This is a genomic window from Arcicella aquatica (genome assembly GCF_034928825.1).
Lineage (GTDB): Bacteria > Bacteroidota > Bacteroidia > Cytophagales > Spirosomataceae > Arcicella > Arcicella aquatica.
In genome coordinates, this window is the sequence record NZ_JAYFUL010000001.1 from 207,577 (window position 1) to 227,737 (window position 20,161).

Genomic DNA, 20,161 nt, shown 5'->3' on the forward strand with positions numbered 1-20,161 from the left:
CGAGGGACTTAAGTCCCTTGCTAGTGATGAAGATTAAGACTTAGCGCTGACAGACCTATTTCCTACCATAATCAGCAGGGTTTTCGCCCCAAAATTCCGTTTCCCATTTTAGTATCTTATTCGTGTATTTGTTATTCTTTAACCAAAGCACTCCTCTTTCCATGAGCTGAAATAGCTCTTCATTTTTAGCATTTCGCTCTAGCTTCGTTTTTACGGCTTTGTTCTTTACCCAACTAATGGCTGTTTTAGAATCTGAATAGATTGGTAAAGTAGAATGATGTTTTTGCAAAAAAGCTAATCCATGAACGATGGCTAAAAACTCACCAATGTTTACTGTTCCTTCTGGAAAAGGTCCCATCGAAAACAATACTCGTTTTGTACCTGTTTCTACGCCTTGGTATTCTAACTTGCCCGGATTGCCCGCACAGGCTGCATCTACAGAAATGCTTTCAGCAATAGGTTTGCCAACCAATGCCGACGACTTCCCCGACTTACCTGTAGCACCACTTTGTGTTTTTTGTACAGATTGCCAATAATTACCTTTGAAGGCATCGTCTGCCTCTTTTCTACTTTCAAAAGATTTATATTGAGCGGTCTCAAAACCTTTTACTTGTTCCTCTGCTTCTGCCCAAGTTTCAAAAACGCCCGTTTTTCGTCCTTTCCAGACTACATAAAATTTTGCTTTCTTTGCCAATGTTAATAGATTCTTTTAATGAAGCTGTTTAAACTTTCCGTTTCTGAGGTGAAAGTATTGTATTTTTGAATTGATTTTTTCAAAATTTGAGAAGCATAGCATCGCTACGTTGAGTAAATTTTGGAACAAGCTATTCTAAAAGACTTAGTTTAACCCGAAAGGGAAAGTTTAAACAGCTTCAATGTCGTCAAAAACAATTATCCAATTCTCGACTTAATTATTTTAATTGAGATAGCTAAGAGAATTACGCCAAATACCTTTCTCAGCACGTTAGCACCTACTTGTCCTAAACGGTTTTCAATCCATTGCGAAGCCCTCAAAACAGTGTAGATAAATACAAGATTCAGTAAAATTCCTACTAGGATATTGATTTCATCAAACTGAGATTTCAAGGAAAGAATAGTAGTCATTGTTCCTGCCCCAGCAATTACTGGAAAAGCTAAGGGCACAATTGAAGCAGCTTTGGCTCCGCCTGTCGATTCCTCTGATTTGAAAATACTTCTACCGAGTGTCATTTCTAGACCAATCAAGAAAATGATTAAAGCCCCAGCAATGGCAAATGAGTTGATATCAACACCAAAAAGGTTCAGAATTGACTTCCCGACATATAAAAAGCCGACCATAATTCCGCCTGAAACCAAGGTAGCTTGTTCTGCATGAATATCGCCTGTTTTCCTACGAATATCAATAATAACAGGAATCGAGCCTAGAATATCAATGACCGAAAAAAGAATGAGTGAAACCGAAATGATTTCTTTAAAATTTAATGCCATCTATTTTAATATAAAATTTCTTTTAGTTTACTAATTTCAAATGCTTCAATCGCTGGAAAATTAGCAATCCTAAAAGTAGTATTTTTCCAAGTACCGTAGCCATTCCCCAACGTTATCCCTGATATTTTAGTTCGCTCTTTTATTGCTTTAATTTGCTCTGTTGTCCCTTGTACAGCAATTACAGTATCCGACTGTATATCAATATTTTGCACTAAACAATTTAGACCAAATTTATCATTATCATTGAAGAAATTATACCAATCTTTTGCTTGTTTTTTTATTTTCCTTGAAATCTCAGAAATATTCGAAATATCACTTAAAACTTTATTCAACAAATAAATACTTAGCACATTTGGCGTATAATGCGTTTGATATTTAGCAAAATTTTCTTGTATAAACAACAGACTATTATAGTATTTTCTATCATTAATCAGCTCGGCTTTTTGCAAGGCTTTGGGCGAACAAATCATAATGCCCATACCCGCAGGCAAGCCCAAACATTTCTGAACCGATGCAAACCAAACATCGCCATTGTGCCAGTCTAATTCAATTCCTCCTAAAGATGAAGTAACATCTACCGCAATAATACTCTCTGAAAAAGTCTTTCTAAAAGTGCTCAAATCTCTGATTTGTGTACCGTTTGATGTTTCGTTTTGTGTTAAACAAAGTACTTCTACCTCCGCATTCAGTGCCAAATTTACCGATGGTATTTCTTCTACAGCAAATGATATTCTGTCCACAGTCTTTACGATTTTACTACTATAATCTGCCCATTTCTCTCCAAAAGCCCCATTATAAAAATGTGTTGAGCTTTTTGAAGTAAGCGACTGAGCGATTATCTCCCAAGCCTCTGTTGCTGAAGAAACAAAGTAAATGCTATAGTCAGGAGGAATATTCAATTTTTCATGCAAAAGCTGTATGGCATTTTTTGTAATTGCCATGCATTCAGCACTGCGATGATTGATACTCAAAACGCCTTCCTCAAAAGCCTCTTGCATATAGTTAGCTACTTGCGGATATACTTTTGAAGGTCCAGGATAAAAAGTAATCATTGACATAATGTTACCCGAAATCGGTTAACTGTTAACGGTGTTAATTTTGGTAATCTGTGATTTTATGATGAAGCCTCACATCTACCCAATCTTATAAAAATGTTTGAATCGCAAAATCATAACCTCGCAATCCAAAACCAATGATGATACCAATTGAATTTTTACTGATATAACTATGGTGACGAAACTCTTCACGCTTATGAACATTGGAAATATGCACTTCTACCACAGGCGTTTTTACCCCTGCAATAGCATCAGCCAACGCAATTGATGTGTGTGTAAAAGCACCTGCATTCAAGACGATACCATCGTATGAAAAACCTATTTCATGAATTTTATCAATCAAAAAACCTTCATGATTCGACTGGAAATACACTAAATCTACTCTATCTGAATATTTATCTTTTAATACTTCAAAATATTGCTCAAAAGTTTGGTGACCATAAATTTCTGGTTCACGCTTGCCCAATAAATTCAAGTTTGGGCCATTGATAATGATAATTTGTTTCTTTGACATTGTTTTTTAAATGAATGGTTATTCCTACTCTGTAAAGCAATGCTTCACAAATGGTTTTTAAGTATCTTTGAATTAATTCTGAGGTATTAAAATCAAGATTTTTATTTTTACCGACTTTCTATTCAATAAATCCCAACCGATATTTCTTATGGTATGGCAAAGCTATCTAAAAAATTTCAAAAGCTATCTTACTTTAGAACGTTCTCTTTCTGAAAATTCCATCGAAGCTTACCTGCGTGATGTTCAAAAATTGTGGGAATATCTTGATATTGCTGGTGAAAATGACATTAACCCGACGACCGTTACCGATACACACATCTTTAATTTCTTTACTTATTTAGGTGAATTGGGCTTAGAGACTACTTCCCAAGCACGAATGTTATCTGGTCTTAAAGCTTTTTTTAAATATCTTTTGCTAGAGGATGTAATCAAAACAGACCCTATGGATTTGATTGCTTCTCCCAAAATTGGACGGAAATTACCCCCTACGCTTTCTTTTCCTGAAATCGAGACGATTTTATCCATCGTTGACCTTTCTACACCCGAAGGAGCGAGAAATAGAGCCATACTGGAAGTACTTTACAGCTCTGGTTTAAGGGTTTCTGAATTAGTAGAAATGCAATTAACAGAGTGTTTTCTGGATATTGGTTTTATCAGAATTATCGGTAAAGGCAACAAAGTTAGGCTTGTGCCTATTGGTAAAGATGCCATTCATTATCTTCAAATTTACCTAGAAGAAATCCGAAAATATCAGGTTATCAAAGAGGAAGCAGGCAATTATGTTTTCTTGAACCGCCGAGGGAACAAGCTAACAAGGGTAATGATTTTCCTGATTATTAAAGATTTAGTGGCACAAGCTGGTATTCAAAAAAATGTTAGCCCCCACACTTTTAGGCATTCGTTTGCTACGCACTTAATTGAGGGCGGAGCCGACCTGCGTGCTGTTCAAGAAATGCTTGGGCATGAATCTATCACTACTACAGAGATTTATACTCACCTCGACCGAGAATATTTACAACAGACCATTGTTGATTTTCACCCTAGAAGTAAAAAACATCTTAAAGTTTGATATGGTGACGTATACGGCTCAAACTATCTGGATGAATGCCCAAATAAGAAGCCAAATCTTTCACAGCAATCAGTCTGAGGGCATCTGGCTGATTCTCTAATAAATATAAATATCGCTGTTCGGCATTTTTCGAAATCAGTGAATAAGTCCGTTTGCTCTCTCTCACATACAGTTGTTCTGCAATTAATCGATGAAAACGTTCTGCATTCTTTGATTGCTCCATTAACTCCAACACTTTAGGGTAATATAACCTAAAAGCATTTACAGCCGTCACTGCTTGAATTGAAATATTTGAAACTTGTTGGGATAAACAAGAGGCAAATGAACTAACAAAACTTCCTTTAAAGCCTAAATCAACACAAATACTTTTGCCCTCGGGCGTATATGCTTCATATTTCACAGCCCCTTCTATGATAAAATAAGCATATTTTTCTACCTCGCCCTTTACCGTCAAAAAGGTTCTTTTAGAAAATGTAACTTCCTCAAGGAGTTGTTTATAATACTCCCATTCTTCCGTGGAGAAATTAGCAAGTTTAAAAATCGACTCTTTGACCAGATTAGTTTTATCAAAAGGAAAAGCTACCATACCTATTAATCGTATTAATGTATTACAAATAAAAAATGCTGAGCTTAGTTTAACAACTATACTCAGCATTTAACAAAGTTAAAACATTTTAGATTTCAAAATAACTATTAGTTCCACATTAGATATGTAACAAGGTCGTTATCTCTTTCTACTTCTTCAATAATTTCAAGCGGATAATCGAATTTGATTTCTTTTGAATCCGTTTGTGTAAATGTAATTACGTAGCCAGTAGATTTCAAATTTACAACTACGCCATCTCCATAGTCCGTATGGCGGATACGAGAGCCGATGCCTAAGATTGGGTTTAACATAATGGTTAATATTTTAAATGATTATACATGCTTATTTCTTTATACAACCTTCCAATTATTGTACCATAAATAAGCTTTAGTGGTTGAGGTTGTAAAATTAGTAAACGTAGTTTAATAATCTAAATTATTTGTATAATTATTTTTTTTATTTATATAGTTATATTTTACATTATGCTAACAAATTCCCTATCATCAGTCTTCTGGGAAGGGAATATAAATAAAACTAGCAAAATCTCTGTCTAATACGAAAAGGCAACAATACTCATCGGGGTCTTTATAGCTGCTTTGAAAAACTTCTACATTTTCCTCAGCAATAATTCCCCGCTGTAGAAATTCTTCTACAAATGAGGCATGATAATTCCACGTATTTTCGTTCATCTCATGAATCCCAATTAACTTCTGTCCTATTTGAACAGGATTTTGCGAAACAGCAAAAATTGGAAACTTAGAAAAACCCCTCGTTCTGATTTGATAAGATGCTTCCTTTAAAAATTCAGAAACTAACGCAAAATCTGCTGAAATAATGCCCAAATATTTCCCATTTAAATCAGGAGAATTCGGAGCATTGGATATGGCTGTGTAATCTTCTATCATTGTTTTTTTTTCTTTGTTGGACTTTAGGATTGTAAGACTTGAAGATTTTTTCTTTTGGACTAGAAGACTTTAAGACTGGAGGACTTTAGGATTTTTAGCGTTGAAGATTTAAGAGCTTCTCTTAAAAACCTAAAAGTCCTTTAGTCAGAAAATCAAAGTCCATTATCCTAAAATCTTCTAGTCATAAAGTCCTTTAGTCGGAAAATTAAAGTCCTCTAGTCCTAAAGTCTAAAAATCTTCAAGTCCTAAAGTCTTCAAGTCCAACAATCCTAAAGTCTAAAAATCAAAATCTCGCTGCGGATAGCAAGCTTAAATCCTTATAATTTAAACCAAATTTCTTAGCTACAGTTGCATTTGTTAAACTTCCTTTAAAAGAGTAAACCCCCTTCATAAATGCTTTGTTCGCAAAAATGGCTTCTTCAATCCCTCCCGTCTTACCTGTTTTAAGTAAGAATGAAGTAAAAATATTACTCAACGCCTGACTAGCCGTATGGGCAACCCTCGAAGGAATATTAGGCACGCAATAATGAATTACATCATATTTTCTGAATATTGGCTGGTCGTGCGTAGTAATTTCAGATGTTTCAAAACATCCTCCACTATCAATGCAAACATCAATAATGACCGAATTAGGCTTCATCATCGATACCATCTCTTCTGTGACGATACAAGGCGTAAAACCATCCTCCGCACGCAAAGCACCAATCACCACATCAGCATCACGAATCGCTTGTGTTAAAACATTCGAGTCGATAATACAGGTATAAATATTTTGACCTACCGAGTATTTCAAGCGTTGTAGTTTAAAAATGTCTTTATCAAACACTTTTAAATCTGCCCCTAAGCCTATGGCTATTCTAGCGGCATATTCTGAAACTGTTCCAGCACCCAAAATCACAACTTTGGTTGGTGGAACTCCCGTGATGCCTCCTAGAATAACGCCCATGCCATCATTCCCACTACTCAAATACTCAGCAGCAATCAACATCACCGTACTTCCTGCTATTTCAGACATCGCCCTAATAATCGGAATTCCGCCAGCATTGTCTTCGATATATTCATAGCATAATCCTGTTATTTTTTTTCGATTTAGCTTCTCGAAGTATTCTTTCGTTAGTTTCGACATATTTAAGGAAGAAACTACCGTAGCACCATGCTGTAAATATTCAATTTCAAGGTCTGTTAATGGCTGAACCTTTACGATAACATCAGCTTTATACAATTCTTCGGTTGAATAAACTACCTGTGCGCCAGCCTCAGAGTATTGGCTATCTGTAAATTTTGCACCATTACCTGCCCCAGTTTCAATGACCACTCTATGTCCATTCCTGATTAATAAACCAACGGCATCTGGTGTAAGTGATATCCTATGCTCTTGCATAGACACTTCGCGAGGAAGGCCTATAAACAGGCTTTTTGCATTTTGTTTTGTCCAAACCAATGCCTCTTGTGTCATTAAGCCTGTCTGAGCAAGTACTTCTTTAAATCCTGAAGGTTGAGCCATTTTGATTGCTGAATTTCATTTATCAGAATGAACTAGTCATTCATCAATGATAATCTTAAACTTTTAACAAATTTATCACTCTTTTACCATTTTCATCTACTTCAATATTCACTTTCAAGTGCTTAGATGGCAAGAGGTTTTCTATTCTTGATGGCCATTCAATAAAACAATAATCACCAGAGTATAAATAATCATCCACACCTATGTCCATTGCCTCCTCCTCATTTTTAATTCTATAAAAATCAAAATGATAAATGTTTTCGCCACGTGTAGTAGCATATTCATTCACCAATGAATAAGTTGGACTCTGTACATGGCTATTAACCAACATACATTCGCAGATAGCTTTTATCAACGTGGTTTTCCCAGCACCCATTTGTCCTTCAAAAAGCCAAATTGGTGTGCTTTTCCCAAAAGCTAAAATCGCCTGTGCTGCTTTCTTAATATCTTTCAGTGACGAATATTCTATGGTTTTGCTATTGCTTACGTTTTTACTCATTGTTATGGCTTTAGGCTAAGAGTAGCGAGCTTTTATTGATTTTAAGCAGAAAGCTAATACTCTAGACTTATTGATTTATGTATTAACAGTAATCTCTTGGGATTACTGTTAACAGAATTCTTATTATTAACCTAAAAACTGACTCAAATAGTTTCTTGCTGTTAAGATGGCCGTCTCTACATCTTCGGCAGTCCCTTCATATGCTTTGTCTTCTACTTCTATAACAACTGGTCCACGATAGCGAGCATCGTTCAAAGCAGAAAAGAATTTACCCCAATTAATATCTCCTAGACCCGGTAGTTTCGGTGAATGATATTCCAATGGGTTACCCATAATACCTACTCTATTTAGTTTGTCAGGATATACTTTCGCATCCTTTAAATGAATATGATGTATGCGGTCGCGGTAATCATATAGTGGACGAGTATAATCCATCATTTGCCACACCAAATGCGAAGGGTCATAGTTTAACCCTAATGTTGACGAAGGAATAATGTCAAACATTTTATCCCAGATAGCTGGTGTCGTGGCTAAGTTTTTACCCCCTGGCCATTCGTCATTAGTAAAAAACATCGGACAGTTTTCAATCCCAATCTTCACTCCTACTTCCTCTGCCAGCTTTACAATATCTGTCCAAGTCTCCTTGAATTTATCTAAGTTATAAGCGATATTTTTAGAAGGGTCTCTACCAATAAAGGTATTCATTACAGGAATATCCAATTTGGTTGTTGCCAAGATGATTTTCTTGATATGATCTACATAAAAATTGGCCTTATCAATATCTGGATCAAGCGGATTAGGATAATACCCTAATCCAGAAATAAATACACCTTTTTCGGCTGTATATTTTTTAATATGCGCAATCTGTGCATCGTCTAGGGTATCAACATTAATATGCGTAACCCCTGCATACCTGCGGGCATCAGCATTTCCAGCTGGCCAGCACATTACTTCTACACATTTAAAGTTTTTCTCTGAAGCAAAATCTATTACTTGTTCAAAAGTATGATCCGCTAAAATAGCACTTACAAATCCTAACTGATGCATTGTATGATAGTATATTTATTAAATTGGCTTTAGTAATTTTAAGTAAAATTAGAGAATCCATTGAAGAGTTTATACTATATCGTAAAATTACTTATCATAGCATCCCCTTCTTCCTCTCTTCTACAGCATGATTTACTGCACGCGCCGTAAGTGCCATAAAAGTAAGCGATGGATTTTGGTTGCCCACTGAAGGCATACAAGCACCATCTGTTACAAATACATTTTTACAGGCATGCAATTGATTAAACTTATTCAATAATGATGTTTTGGGGTCTTTTCCCATGCGTACGCCACCCATTTCATGAATATCTAACCCTGGAGCCTGTTTGCTATCCGACATATAAATATTTTTGCATCCTGCCTTTTCTAGCATTTCAGTAGCTTGTTCATGAAAATCTTTAATCATCCTCTCATCGTTTTCAGTATCGTATCCAATAGATGTAATCAACTGTGGAATGCCCCATTCATCTTTCTTTTCAGTACTTAGTCTAAGATGATTTTCTTTTTGAGGAACTGTTTCTCCTTGCATCATAATAAATACTCCCCACTGCCCAGCTTTGGTAACTTTTGCTTTATAATCTTCTCCAAAAGTAGGCTGACTTATATCTTGTTGCCAACCTGCTCGCGAGGCTGAAAAGGCTACCATGTATCCACGTTGAAAATCCATCTCTTGCTTTTCAAGATTTCGGAACGATGGCATAAAAGCAGAAGTAGGTCTTCGACCTAAATAATATTGGTCTTCAAAACCATCGAAAGTAGCTCCACCTGAACCACGATAATTATGGAAAGCCACGTACTTACCCATTAACTCATTATCATTTCCTAAACCATTTGGAAAACGATTTGAAGTAGAATTCAACAAAATCAAGTTAGTATTTAAAGTAGCGGCATTCACAAAAATGATTTTTGCATAAAATTCCAGTATTTCCTTTGATTGTGAATCTACCACTCTTACACCTTTGGCTTTTCCTTTTTGCTCATCGTAAATGATTGAATGTACTACTGAATACGGACGAAGCGTTAGGTTTCCTGTTTTTGCTGCCCAAGGGAGCGTGGAAGAGTTGGAACTAAAGTACCCACCAAAAGGGCAACCACGATAACATAAATGTCGAGCCTGACATTGACCACGCCCTTGTGCTAAATGAATTGGATTGGGCTTAGTTAGATGTGCGCAACGTCCAATAATCACCTGTCTGTTAGCATAATTTTCTTTTACACTTTTCTGAATATGCTTCTCTAAACAATTCAATTCCCAAGCAGGCAGGAATTCACCATCGGGCAAGCTCTTGATGCCATCTTTATTACCACTAATCCCTACAAATTTCTCCACTTTGCTATACCACGGCGCAATATCTTTATAACGAATGGGCCAATCTACAGCGAAACCATCACGAGCAGGCCCTTCAAATTCATAGTCACTCCAGCGTTGTGTTTGTCTTGCCCATAGCAAAGATTTCCCTCCTACTTGGTAGCCTCTAATCCAGTCAAAAGGTTTCTCCTGGATATAGGGGTGCTCTTTATCTTTCACAAAGAAATGTTGAGTCGCTTCATCAAAAGCATAGCAACGGTCTGCGATAGGGTTTTCGCTGACCATTTCCTCAGTTAGTTTACCATGATGAGGTAAATCCCAAGGGTCAGTCATTGCAGTTGGGTAGTCTTGGATATGTTTTACATCTCGTCCACGTTCCAATACAAGCGTTTTCAACCCTGCCTCACACAATTCCTTTGCAGCATATCCACCGCTGATTCCAGAGCCAATTACGATGGCATCGTACGTTATTTTTTTTGAAGCTATTCCGTTTAGATACATTATAAGCTGTTTGATTTTATACGTCAATTTAGCATAAAAATGATGAAATGCCATAAAAAAAGGGTCGCCTAAGAGCGACCCTTTTTTAGTAAAATAAAAAAAAACTATTTTTTCTTAATTACTTCAGATATAACACGTGTTCCAACATTATATTGATAATTCAATGTAAATGTTTTAGTAACAGGGTCATATTTATTTACTCCTGTTTGTTCAAAAGGGCCAGCCAAAGTAGCAGCAGTTCCTTGAGGAATAATAGTTACAGTGTTATCCTTATTCACTTTCAACCACATGATATACCCTAAATCTGCAAATTCAGTTTCAGAAGTAGATTTATCAATGGTTTTTAATGTTTTATCTCTATCTATATCACGAGGTGCTGTAGGGTGAGAAAAATATCCTGTAGCGTGATAAGCACCGTCAAATTTATTAGGAGTACCCCCAACAAAGATGTTCATAAAACCTAAGTTTGAGCTGATTTTAACACCGCTAGCATCTGCAATCCCAACTGGAATTACATATTCCTTCGAGAAATCAAGTGTTTTAGGAAGCTTCACTCGCACTTTTAAAGTATCATCTCTTTTTCCAGCTTTAATCACTACAGGATTTACAAATGTGTAAGCCGATGTAGGCAAAGCCTCGTAAGGGTCATCCCCAGCCGCTGCTCTTTTAGCATTGGTAGATTTTAAGAAATCAGTTGCAGCCGAAGTAACTCCAATTGTTAATGATAAATCTTTATCTAAAGGATTAACAGAGCCCAAATTAACCAAGTATTTTACTTCAACTAATGTATCAATTTTAAATTGTCCTGTTTGTAATGAGCCCCCTGCATTTCCAAAAATACTAACGATTGGTTCTGCTCCGACACCATTGATGATGTCTGTATAGCCTTTGTCCTCTAAACAACTGCTTAGTCCGATAATTGAAGCGAAAAGTATCAGACCTGTTTTTATTATTCTTTTCATTTTGTAATTGCTAATGTTATAATTGAGTAAATGTGACCACTTGAGTAATAATTCACTCAAATTTTCAAATTAATTTATTTCTTAGCCCAGAAGATTTTGTTATCAAATTGACTAGTAACATTTTGTGCTGCCACGTTATCTGCATTTGTTGCAATTTCAGAAGTTGGATAGAACAAACGAGCTGGAGCTTTCGCTTGCACAGCTTTAGTAGCCAAAGGTACTTTAGGGAAACCTGTTCTACGGAATTCACTCCATGCTTCAAAACCTGTCAAACTAAACATTGCAACCCATTTCTGAGTAATAATAGCCTCAATCTTATCTGGGGAATTAGCCCAGTTTGCATTTACAATGCTAGACCCATAATACCCTGCCGCATCAGCAGCTGTTAAACCAGCAGCAGTAAAGGCTTCAGTGATACCAGCTTCATAGGTAGCTTTGGCATCGCCAGTCATAAAACCTCTTTGAATAGCTTCTGCTTGTAAAAAGAAACTCTCGGCAGCCGTCATTAAAACCATTGGTTGATCAAACGACTTGATAATAGCCGGGCCAAACCATGAACGTTTAGGGAAAAGATTGGCATCATTTCCATCTCCAAGTGGTACACCAACATAAATACCAGCATTGTTTTTAGCAGCCAAACGTGGTAAGCGTGGGTCTTTCAACACATCTTGAATAGTAGTAATAAAAAAGTCTGAACAAACATAAGCTTGTTTAGCACCAGCATCACTACCTGCAGCATTTTGCACGTAGTTTTCCCAGAATGGATTAAGCTTACCTGCTGTTTTCAAATAACCAGGCGTTGAAGTTACAGTAGCACCAGCACCTAAGAAACCAGCACCTTCAGCAACTACTTTTGCAATTTCAGTTTTTAAATCTTTGCCGGTTACATTGGTTTGACGCATTAAAATTCTCAATCTAAGCGTATTAGCAAATTTTCTCCATTTAGTCAAATCACCTTTGAAAACGATGTCTTGACCAGCAGGACTTGGGTTATCCCCAGAAATTGCTACTTTCAAATCAGCAGAAGCTGCATCTAATAATGTAATTAATCCGTTATAAACTGCTTGAGCATCATCATATTTCGGACGAATTGACGTAGTACCTTTCAAAGCATCGCTGAAAGGAATATTCCCATAAGCATCTACTAAGATTTGATAATTGAATGCTATCATTACTTTAGCAATTCCTGAAACAGCTTTCCATTTCTGAGCCTCTGCTTTATCTACAATATACTGATAGTCAGTCAAGTTATCATAGCAACCATTCCAAACACCTGTACCATAAGTAGCACCGTAGTCAAATTGACGTTCTTCAATAAAACCTGAATAACTACCCGATGGAGCCCAGTATCCTCCGAAGAAATTACCGATTTGATTGTGCGTTAATCTACCAGCTGTCGTATTTAATGCATTGGATAATACTAGTTCTGGTGTTGAAGATACCGCTGAGTTGGGGTTATCGTTAATATCTAGATAATCACCTGTACAACCTCCTAAAAATAAAAGAGCCGTTGCGGTAAGGATTGAATATATTTTTCTTTTCATCTTGAATTTCTATTTAACGTAAAATATTTATCTGAAGGACAAGTATTTAACTTAATATTTTGATTTAGAATCCTAAATTAACCGTAAAACCATAAGTACGAGTTGGAGGTGTCTGTCCTGTGTTATTCAAACCAACTGCATTAGAAGTTGTATTAGCAAATTCTGGATCAGTATAAACGTTCTCTTTAGGAAGTAAAGTAATTAAGTTACGACCCACTAAACCAACTGAAGCACTTTTGATAAATTTAGTACTTGCTAAAACTTTCTTAGGTACATCGTAAGTCAAAGCAATTTCACGAAGTTTCCAGAATGCAGCACTTGTTACGAAGTTTTCACCATAACGACGAAGGTTACTATCCCATACTCCTAAACCACCATCTTTTACAGTAACTGTAGTATTAGGTGTGTATGAACCATCAGCATTTTGAATTACTGAGTTAGGGAATACAAAACGCTCGCGACCATAAACTGCTGTAGCTTCAGCAACGCCTGTAAACCACATAGTACTTGCTAAACCATGATACACATAATTTCCACCACGGTATTCAGCCACTGCATTAAATCCAAATCCTTTATATCTCAAACTTGTTGTTAATCCTAATCTGTATTTAGGGTTAGTCTGACCAATAGTTTTCAATCCAGTAGCAACTGATGGATAACCAGTTTCAGAGTTTACGATAACACGACCTTGTGGGTCACGCTTGTAAGCAATTGCTTTAATTAATGGATATTGCTCTCCTACTGTTGCAAATACTTGTCCTAAAGAAGCATCACTTGTTAAACCATAATAGTTAGAAAGATTCAATTCGTTAATACCTTGGTATAACTCAAGCACTTTGTTATCTACTTGGCTAAAGTTAATGTTGAAATCCCATTTGAAACCATTTGCCAATTTAATTGGAGTAGTTTTCAAATCTAATTCAAAACCAGTGTTTTGCATTGTTCCAGCATTAATCAAAGCTCCGTTATAACCTGTAGCTTGTGAAGTAGAAATTGTAACTGTTTGTCCAGTAGTCTTTTGAGTATAATAAGCTACTTCTAAGTTTACTCTATTATTTAAGAAACCAAATTCTCCACCAATTTCATACGAAGTTGTAAATTCTGGTGTTAAGTTAGGGTCAGGTAATGTATTACCTACTGAATAACCAGCTAAGCTACCATAAGGGAAGTTACCTGTTCCAAATGTTGTTTGAAGTGCATAAGGACCAACATTAATACCCCCTACTTTAGTAGCAGCTCCTCTAAGTTTAGCAAAATTCAAGAATGTTAATTCTTTCATTGCTGGAATAGCTTCAGTTAATACTAAAGAAACGTCAGCACCAGGATAGAAGAATGAACGGTTTTGTTTGCTCAATAATGAAGACCAGTCGTTACGACCTGATACGTGTAATGAAAGGAAATTATTGTAAGTAATAGACAAATCACCATAAGCACCGAACAAACGGTTTTTGTAATCACTTTCACCAGCACCTGCTTCGCCAATACGGTTACCTACGTTATACAAACCTGGCACAACTAATGAATTGGCACCTGTACTTACGTTTTTGATAGTAGTTTCTTTATTATTGATACCAGCGATAAATACTCCAGCAAACTTACCTATTTTCTTATCAACTGTTAAGAAGAAGTCAGAACTTAAACGCGTTTCGCTTGAATTATAATCATAAGCATTTCCATTCAAATCATTCTGAGCTTCAGAGAAATCTGCTACGCTTTTAGCATAAGCACTATATTTGAATTTTTCTTGGTAATATTTACCGTTGTAATCTTTTTTGGTAATACCCACACGACCCAAGAAACTTAACCAAGAAGTAGCTTTATAAGCAAGTTCAACGTTACCTGTTAAGTTAGTGTTAACTTCTTTTCTACGGTTTACATCTTTGAAGAAGAAAGGCGAATAGAAATAAGCATTATAATAGTTATTTGGATGAGCATAGTTTAATGAACCATCTGCATTTTTAAAATCTCTCCAATTTCTATATTGATCAAGTGGTACTTGTCCACCTGTATTTAAGATATTGTTATAAAAATCTGAAGTAGTGAAATCAACCGTATTAGTAGTATAACCAATGTTGAAAGCACCTTTAAACTTACCGTACTCGTGCGAAGCATTTGTACGAATAGTAGTTTGATTCTTTACATCACCCGGAACAATTGCTTTAGTATTGTTTTGTTGAGCAGAAATAAAGAAAGTACTTGATTTATCTCCTACTGAAAGAGATACCGCACTTTGAGTTGTAACACCTTTATCATAAGATTTCAATTTTGAATCTTTTTTGTAAGAATAAGGAGTTTTTTGGATTGTTCCATCTTCTAAAGGCATACCTAAGTCAACACTTGTTCCTGGTTGCATACCACCTGGACTAACAAGTACTGAACCCGAAGTATATTCTGGGCCAAAAGATTGGTTTTCGAAAGGGATGTAAGTACGGCTATAAGATTCTGTACCACTACCAAATCTTTCTTGTAACTTAGGCATGAAGCTAATTTCTTCGATGTAAGTAGTATTAGATACTGAAATTTTTGGAGCTCCAGCAGAACCTTTCTTTGTAGTAATAATTAAAGCACCGTTTGATGCATCAGAACCATAAAGAGCAGCAGCGTTAGCACCTTTCAATACAGTTACATCATCAATATCATTTGGGTTTAAGTAATTTAATACATCCGAAGGCGCTACCGTACCATCTACTACAATAAGAGCCTCGTTATTTCCTAATAATGAACGGTTACCACGCAAAACAACACGGTTTGAAGGGTTAACACCATTGTTAACAGTATTGATTTGAAGACCTGACACCTTACCTTGTAAAGCACTTGCTACAGATACTGCTTTAGCTTGATTAAGCTCTCCACCTTTCACACTTGTTGTACTATAGCCTAAAGATTCTTTTTGGCGAGAAACCCCTAAAGCAGTAATTACTACTTCTTGAAGTTGTGATGTATTTGCCCCTAGTGTAACATTAATAGTGGTTTGTCCACCCACAGCGACTGTTTTAGAGTCGAAACCTACAAAAGAAAAGGTTAGAGATGCTGTATTACTTACACTGATTTTAAAAACACCTTCAGCATTTGTAGTAGTACCTCTTGAAGTCCCTTTGACAGTAATGCTAACTCCTGGTAATGGAGAACCATCTTCTGTTGCTGTCACTTTTCCTGTAATGAGCCTATCTTGAGCATAGGTTTGCCCGATTAAAGCCAACAGAAACACGGAGGTAATGAGTAGAAATTTTCTCATTTCTTTGATTAGTTTTGGTTGATTAAAAAATAAATATATTACAAACAAATATGTAATCGATTTTAATTTACCCTAAAAACAGTTGGGTATTTTTATGATACCTAAAAAAACGAGAAATGCTTGGAACATGGCATATTTTACTACCACTGTTCCTTAAAAGAAGCAAAGAGAAATGTTTTTTTAGTTTTGGTTGATGATGCAATAACCTTCAATAGATTATTACAATGTTAAAATTAGTTAATTTTTTCAATAAACAAGCTAGTTAGTGAAAAATTTTCTCCATCGAATAATCCAATGTCTGATAATTTAATATTGGGTATCACTAAAAGTGCCATAAACGATAGACTCATAAAGGGTGAATTCAATGTACATCCTAAATCTTTTGCAAATTTGTCAATCGCAGAATATTCTTTGGCGACTAAATAGCCATCTTCCCCTGTCATAATGCCCGCTATCGGCAATTTAAGTAACATTTTGGTCTTATTTCCACCAATTGCGGCTACTCCCCCCTGTGTTTCAATAAGCATATTCACTACTGTTACAATCGACTCGTCGTCTACTCCTACTACTATAATATTATGAGAGTCATGAGCCACAGAAGATCCTATTGCACCTTGTTTTAATCCAAAATTTTTAATAAATCCAATGGCTGGAGGAGCATCATGATAACGATTAACAACTGTGATTTTTAAAATGTCGTTTGCTAAATCTGACACGACCATATCGTCTTTGACCATAGCTGGGTATTCAGACTTCAAAGTAATCAATTGGCCATCCAATACTTCTATTACTTTAATAGTTTCCGTTTTAGCCTTTACTTGAAATTGTTCAATTGTTTTAAAGTTGCAATCAAAGTGATTTATTATATCACTAGGTAAATCAGGAATCTTTGAAAAACCATTTTCTGCAACAATTTCTCCAGAAATGTATGTTGCTAGTACCTTAAAATTCTCAAGGTTTTCTACTACCACAAAATCAGCAGTATCTCCTTCTTGTAACAAGCCCACTGGTAAATTGTAATGTTTTACAGGATTCACACATGCCACCTGCAAAATTTCGAACAATAATGAGGGGAATTTCTCCAAGGCCCTTAACACAAGTAAATTAATATGTCCCTCCACTAAATTATCAGGATGTTTATCATCCGAACAAAACATTAGTTCATTATAATACTTGGGCAGTAGTTCGATTAAGGCATCAAAGTTTTTTGCCGCAGAGCCTTCTCTTATTAGTATTTTCATACCATATTTTAGCTTGTCTAAGGCTTCATCTGCCGTAAAGCACTCATGGTCTGTCTGGCAACCAGCGTCTATGTATTTCTTGGCAGCCTCACCCCTCAAACCTGGTGCATGCCCATCTACGGGCTTGTGATAGGCTTTTGCTAAGGCAATTTTAGCGAGCATATCTGCATCTCCATTCAATACTCCCGGAAAGTTCATTACTTCTGCTAAGTAGCCTATTTCTTCATATTGTTGAAAGAGTTCTTCTATATCGGTTGGTGTGATGGTTGCTCCTGCTGTTTCAAAAACCGTTGCAGGCACACAAGATGGTGCACCAAAGCAAAATTTGAAGGACGTTTGTCTTGCATTGTGAATCATGTATTCTACACCAGCTTTCCCCAACACGTTGCCAATTTCATGTGGGTCTGAAACAGTTGAAACCGTTCCATGAACTACTGCCAATCGGGCAAATTGTACGGGTGTAAGCATCGAACTTTCTACATGAACATGGGCATCTACAAAACCTGGCAAAATGTACGGAGCATTATCATCTATGTTCTCTGCTAGTATTTCTATTTTACTAATGTTGCCATTTTGCACTTCGATACTTCCATATTTTATTGTTTTATCAAAAATGTTGATGATATTTCCTTTTACTTGCATGATTTATATTTTTTTGAAAGTCAATTGTTTAACCTAAAATGAATTTTATTCGAAATTTTAATCTATATATTTAAACATTCAGAAGCCATCTGTACTGCCCATTTAAGTATCTTTGTTTATATTTAAATGTTGTTCTATTGAATTTTTCTAGCGAATAAAGCTATTTATATTATCATTTTATTGTTTTATCCTCAAAATTATCTTTCAATGAAAAAAGTTATTATTGCTCTTGATGGGCATTCGAGCTGTGGAAAAAGTACCACTGCAAAGCGAGTTGCTGCTAAATTAGGGTATGCTTTTATTGATACAGGGGCGATGTACCGTGCAGTTAGTCTTTATTTTCATGAAAATCATGTGACGTTAACTAATCCAAAAGAAGTTGAAAAGGCACTTGCTGACATTCATATTAGTTTTCAATTTAATGAACATCGAGGTGCAAGTGATGTTTATCTGAATGGCTTGAATGTTGAAGAGGAAATCAGGAAAATGTATATTTCTGAAATGGTGTCAGAAACCAGTGCGATTACTTTAGTAAGAAAAGCAATGGTTGCTCAACAACAACAAATGGCTAAGCATCGTGGTGTGGTAATGGATGGAAGAGACATTGGCTCTAAAGTGTTCCCTGATGCTGAAGTAAAAGTATTCATGACAGCCGACCCTGTAATTCGTGCGGAAAGAAGACAAAAAGAATTGCTTGATAAAGGAGAATTGGTTGATTTAGATGAAATCATTGATAATTTAAAGAAAAGAGATATTCTGGATTCTACTCGTGCCGAAGGGCCATTGGTGCAAGCCGAAGATGCCGTATTAATGGATACTTCTTTTATGACATTGGAAGAACAAGTGAATTTTGTATTACAATTACACCAAAACGTATTAGAAAGGCTTTAAGTTAGTTGCCCGTTCAATACTATTATATCTTATGAGTAAAGAATCCGCTGAAACAGATTTTATAATTGTTGGACAAGGTCTGGCAGGCTCTTTATTAGCTTACTTACTTCTTCAAAGAGGGAAAAAAGTGCAGATTTTTGATGCACCAGAAATTCCTTCTTCGTCAAGGGTGGCCGCTGGTATTTTCAATCCTGTTACTGGTAGAAAATTAGTTAAAACTTGGATGGCGGATGAATTATTCCCATTTCTTGAACAATTTTATCTTGAATTAGAAGATGTTTTACAAGTAAAATTTTTTCATCAGGTTCCAATTTATCGCCCATTTCCTAACGAAGAAGTACAAGAATATTTTAAAAGTGATAAAGTACCCGAGAATTTCGCTGATTTTGCTACTATTGAATTTGAAAACATCGCCTACCAAGACCTTGTCAATAGTCAGTTGGGAGGAGTAACTACCAAACAATCGGGCTGGGTAGATTTAAAAATATTATTAGATGCATTCAGAGCATTTTTTAGGCAAAAGGGTGTCCTTTTTCAAGAAAACTTTAATCCTGAAAGTGCATTGTCTAATAATTGTAAGACTATTTTTTGTGAAGGCTTTCAAGCAAGAGTAAATCCTTATTTCAATTACCTTCCTTTCAATCCTGTAAAAGGGGAAGTGTTAGAGGTAACCATTGAAGATATCAATTTAGATACAATCATTAATCAAGGGGCTTTTGTGGTTCCTTTATCCCAAAATACATTCAGGCTCGGAGCAACTTATAGCTGGCACGAACTTGATTTTATACCAACACATCAAGGTAAAGAAGATTTGTTAATGAAGTATCATAAACTAATGAAGCCAAATTTAGCAGTAATCGGTCATTTGGCGGGTGTACGCCCTGCTACAAAAGACCGTCGCCCATTCATAGGAATCCATCCAGATTTTCCACAAATAGGGATTTTCAATGGTTTAGGCTCAAAAGGGGTATCACTTGCCCCCTATTTTGCTACCCAGTTTACAGAATTTTTACTCTTTGGAAAAGAACTTTCTCCAGAAGTCAATATAAATCGTTTTACTTCGTTATATTTAAGAGCTGGGAATTCGTGATTGCTTATTCGTTGTTTATTAGGGAATTGGCTTAAAATGCACTTCCCTCTTTCATATAGCAGTGGTTAATATACGAAGAAACGCCCTTTAACTTCGTCCT

General features: G+C 36.0%; 18 protein-coding genes. 3 read left to right on the forward strand and 15 right to left on the reverse strand.

Features of this window, described 5'->3' with window-relative positions; translation table 11 throughout:
- Nucleotides 1-55: 55 nt before the first annotated feature.
- The 4 genes from VB264_RS00820 to aroQ form a co-directional block, all read right to left on the reverse strand.
- Nucleotides 56-694: a ribonuclease H family protein gene (locus VB264_RS00820; RefSeq protein WP_323246113.1), complete on the reverse strand. Its 639-nt coding sequence runs from the start codon at nucleotides 692-694 to the stop codon at nucleotides 56-58.
- Between the two features lie 197 nt (nucleotides 695-891).
- Nucleotides 892-1,467 carry a MarC family protein gene (locus VB264_RS00825; RefSeq protein WP_309913936.1) on the reverse strand — a complete coding sequence of 192 codons (576 nt, stop codon included), beginning with the start codon at nucleotides 1,465-1,467 and terminating at the stop codon, nucleotides 892-894.
- A 5-nt stretch (nucleotides 1,468-1,472) separates the two neighbouring features.
- Nucleotides 1,473-2,519 (reverse strand): aminotransferase class V-fold PLP-dependent enzyme, encoded by a 1,047-nt coding sequence (locus tag VB264_RS00830; protein WP_323246114.1) that lies wholly within the window; start codon nucleotides 2,517-2,519, stop codon nucleotides 1,473-1,475.
- 91 nt (nucleotides 2,520-2,610) lie between these two features.
- Nucleotides 2,611-3,036, reverse strand: a complete 426-nt coding sequence (gene aroQ / locus VB264_RS00835) for a type II 3-dehydroquinate dehydratase (RefSeq protein WP_323246115.1) — start codon at nucleotides 3,034-3,036, stop codon at nucleotides 2,611-2,613.
- Nucleotides 3,037-3,184: 148 nt separating this feature from the next.
- Here aroQ and xerD point away from each other — a divergent pair, with 148 nt between their 5' ends.
- The gene (xerD, locus tag VB264_RS00840) at nucleotides 3,185-4,105 is read left to right on the forward strand and encodes a site-specific tyrosine recombinase XerD (RefSeq protein ID WP_323246116.1); all 921 of its coding nucleotides are present in this window, start codon (nucleotides 3,185-3,187) and stop codon (nucleotides 4,103-4,105) included.
- On the opposite strand, the gene VB264_RS00845 is transcribed toward xerD, so the two are convergent.
- From VB264_RS00845 to ade, 11 genes are all read right to left on the reverse strand, one after another.
- Entirely contained in the window at nucleotides 4,095-4,691 is a 597-nt protein-coding gene (locus VB264_RS00845; RefSeq protein ID WP_323246117.1) for a Crp/Fnr family transcriptional regulator, read from the reverse strand. The genes xerD and VB264_RS00845 overlap by 11 nt on opposite strands.
- Nucleotides 4,692-4,798: 107 nt before the next feature.
- A complete protein-coding gene (locus VB264_RS00850) occupies nucleotides 4,799-5,002 on the reverse strand; it encodes a hypothetical protein (protein ID WP_309913921.1) in 204 nt (67 codons plus the stop codon).
- 192 nt (nucleotides 5,003-5,194) lie between these two features.
- Nucleotides 5,195-5,596 (reverse strand): hypothetical protein, encoded by a 402-nt coding sequence (locus VB264_RS00855; protein ID WP_323246118.1) that lies wholly within the window; start codon nucleotides 5,594-5,596, stop codon nucleotides 5,195-5,197.
- 283 nt (nucleotides 5,597-5,879) lie between these two features.
- Nucleotides 5,880-7,100: an alanine dehydrogenase gene (locus tag VB264_RS00860; RefSeq protein WP_309913916.1), complete on the reverse strand. Its 1,221-nt coding sequence runs from the start codon at nucleotides 7,098-7,100 to the stop codon at nucleotides 5,880-5,882.
- A 55-nt stretch (nucleotides 7,101-7,155) separates the two neighbouring features.
- The gene (tsaE, locus tag VB264_RS00865) at nucleotides 7,156-7,599 is read right to left on the reverse strand and encodes a tRNA (adenosine(37)-N6)-threonylcarbamoyltransferase complex ATPase subunit type 1 TsaE (protein WP_323246119.1); all 444 of its coding nucleotides are present in this window, start codon (nucleotides 7,597-7,599) and stop codon (nucleotides 7,156-7,158) included.
- A 126-nt stretch (nucleotides 7,600-7,725) separates the two neighbouring features.
- Complete coding sequence (locus VB264_RS00870) at nucleotides 7,726-8,646, reverse strand: sugar phosphate isomerase/epimerase family protein (RefSeq protein WP_323246120.1); 921 nt, start codon at nucleotides 8,644-8,646, stop codon at nucleotides 7,726-7,728.
- A 94-nt stretch (nucleotides 8,647-8,740) separates the two neighbouring features.
- Nucleotides 8,741-10,456, reverse strand: a complete 1,716-nt coding sequence (locus VB264_RS00875) for a GMC family oxidoreductase (protein WP_323246121.1) — start codon at nucleotides 10,454-10,456, stop codon at nucleotides 8,741-8,743.
- 104 nt (nucleotides 10,457-10,560) lie between these two features.
- Nucleotides 10,561-11,418 (reverse strand): BT_3987 domain-containing protein, encoded by an 858-nt coding sequence (locus tag VB264_RS00880; protein WP_323246122.1) that lies wholly within the window; start codon nucleotides 11,416-11,418, stop codon nucleotides 10,561-10,563.
- 74 nt (nucleotides 11,419-11,492) lie between these two features.
- Nucleotides 11,493-12,962, reverse strand: a complete 1,470-nt coding sequence (locus VB264_RS00885; RefSeq protein WP_323246123.1) for a SusD/RagB family nutrient-binding outer membrane lipoprotein — start codon at nucleotides 12,960-12,962, stop codon at nucleotides 11,493-11,495.
- 64 nt (nucleotides 12,963-13,026) lie between these two features.
- Nucleotides 13,027-16,197, reverse strand: a complete 3,171-nt coding sequence (locus tag VB264_RS00890) for a SusC/RagA family TonB-linked outer membrane protein (RefSeq protein ID WP_323246124.1) — start codon at nucleotides 16,195-16,197, stop codon at nucleotides 13,027-13,029.
- 233 nt (nucleotides 16,198-16,430) lie between these two features.
- A complete protein-coding gene (gene ade, locus VB264_RS00895) occupies nucleotides 16,431-18,080 on the reverse strand; it encodes an adenine deaminase (protein ID WP_323246125.1) in 1,650 nt (549 codons plus the stop codon).
- A 207-nt stretch (nucleotides 18,081-18,287) separates the two neighbouring features.
- On the opposite strand from ade, the gene cmk reads away from it, so the two are divergent.
- Together cmk and VB264_RS00905 are read left to right on the forward strand one after the other, a co-directional pair.
- The gene (cmk, locus tag VB264_RS00900) at nucleotides 18,288-18,971 is read left to right on the forward strand and encodes a (d)CMP kinase (RefSeq protein WP_323246126.1); all 684 of its coding nucleotides are present in this window, start codon (nucleotides 18,288-18,290) and stop codon (nucleotides 18,969-18,971) included.
- Nucleotides 18,972-19,002: 31 nt separating this feature from the next.
- Complete coding sequence (locus VB264_RS00905; protein WP_323246127.1) at nucleotides 19,003-20,061, forward strand: NAD(P)/FAD-dependent oxidoreductase; 1,059 nt, start codon at nucleotides 19,003-19,005, stop codon at nucleotides 20,059-20,061.
- Nucleotides 20,062-20,161: the final 100 nt, after the last annotated feature.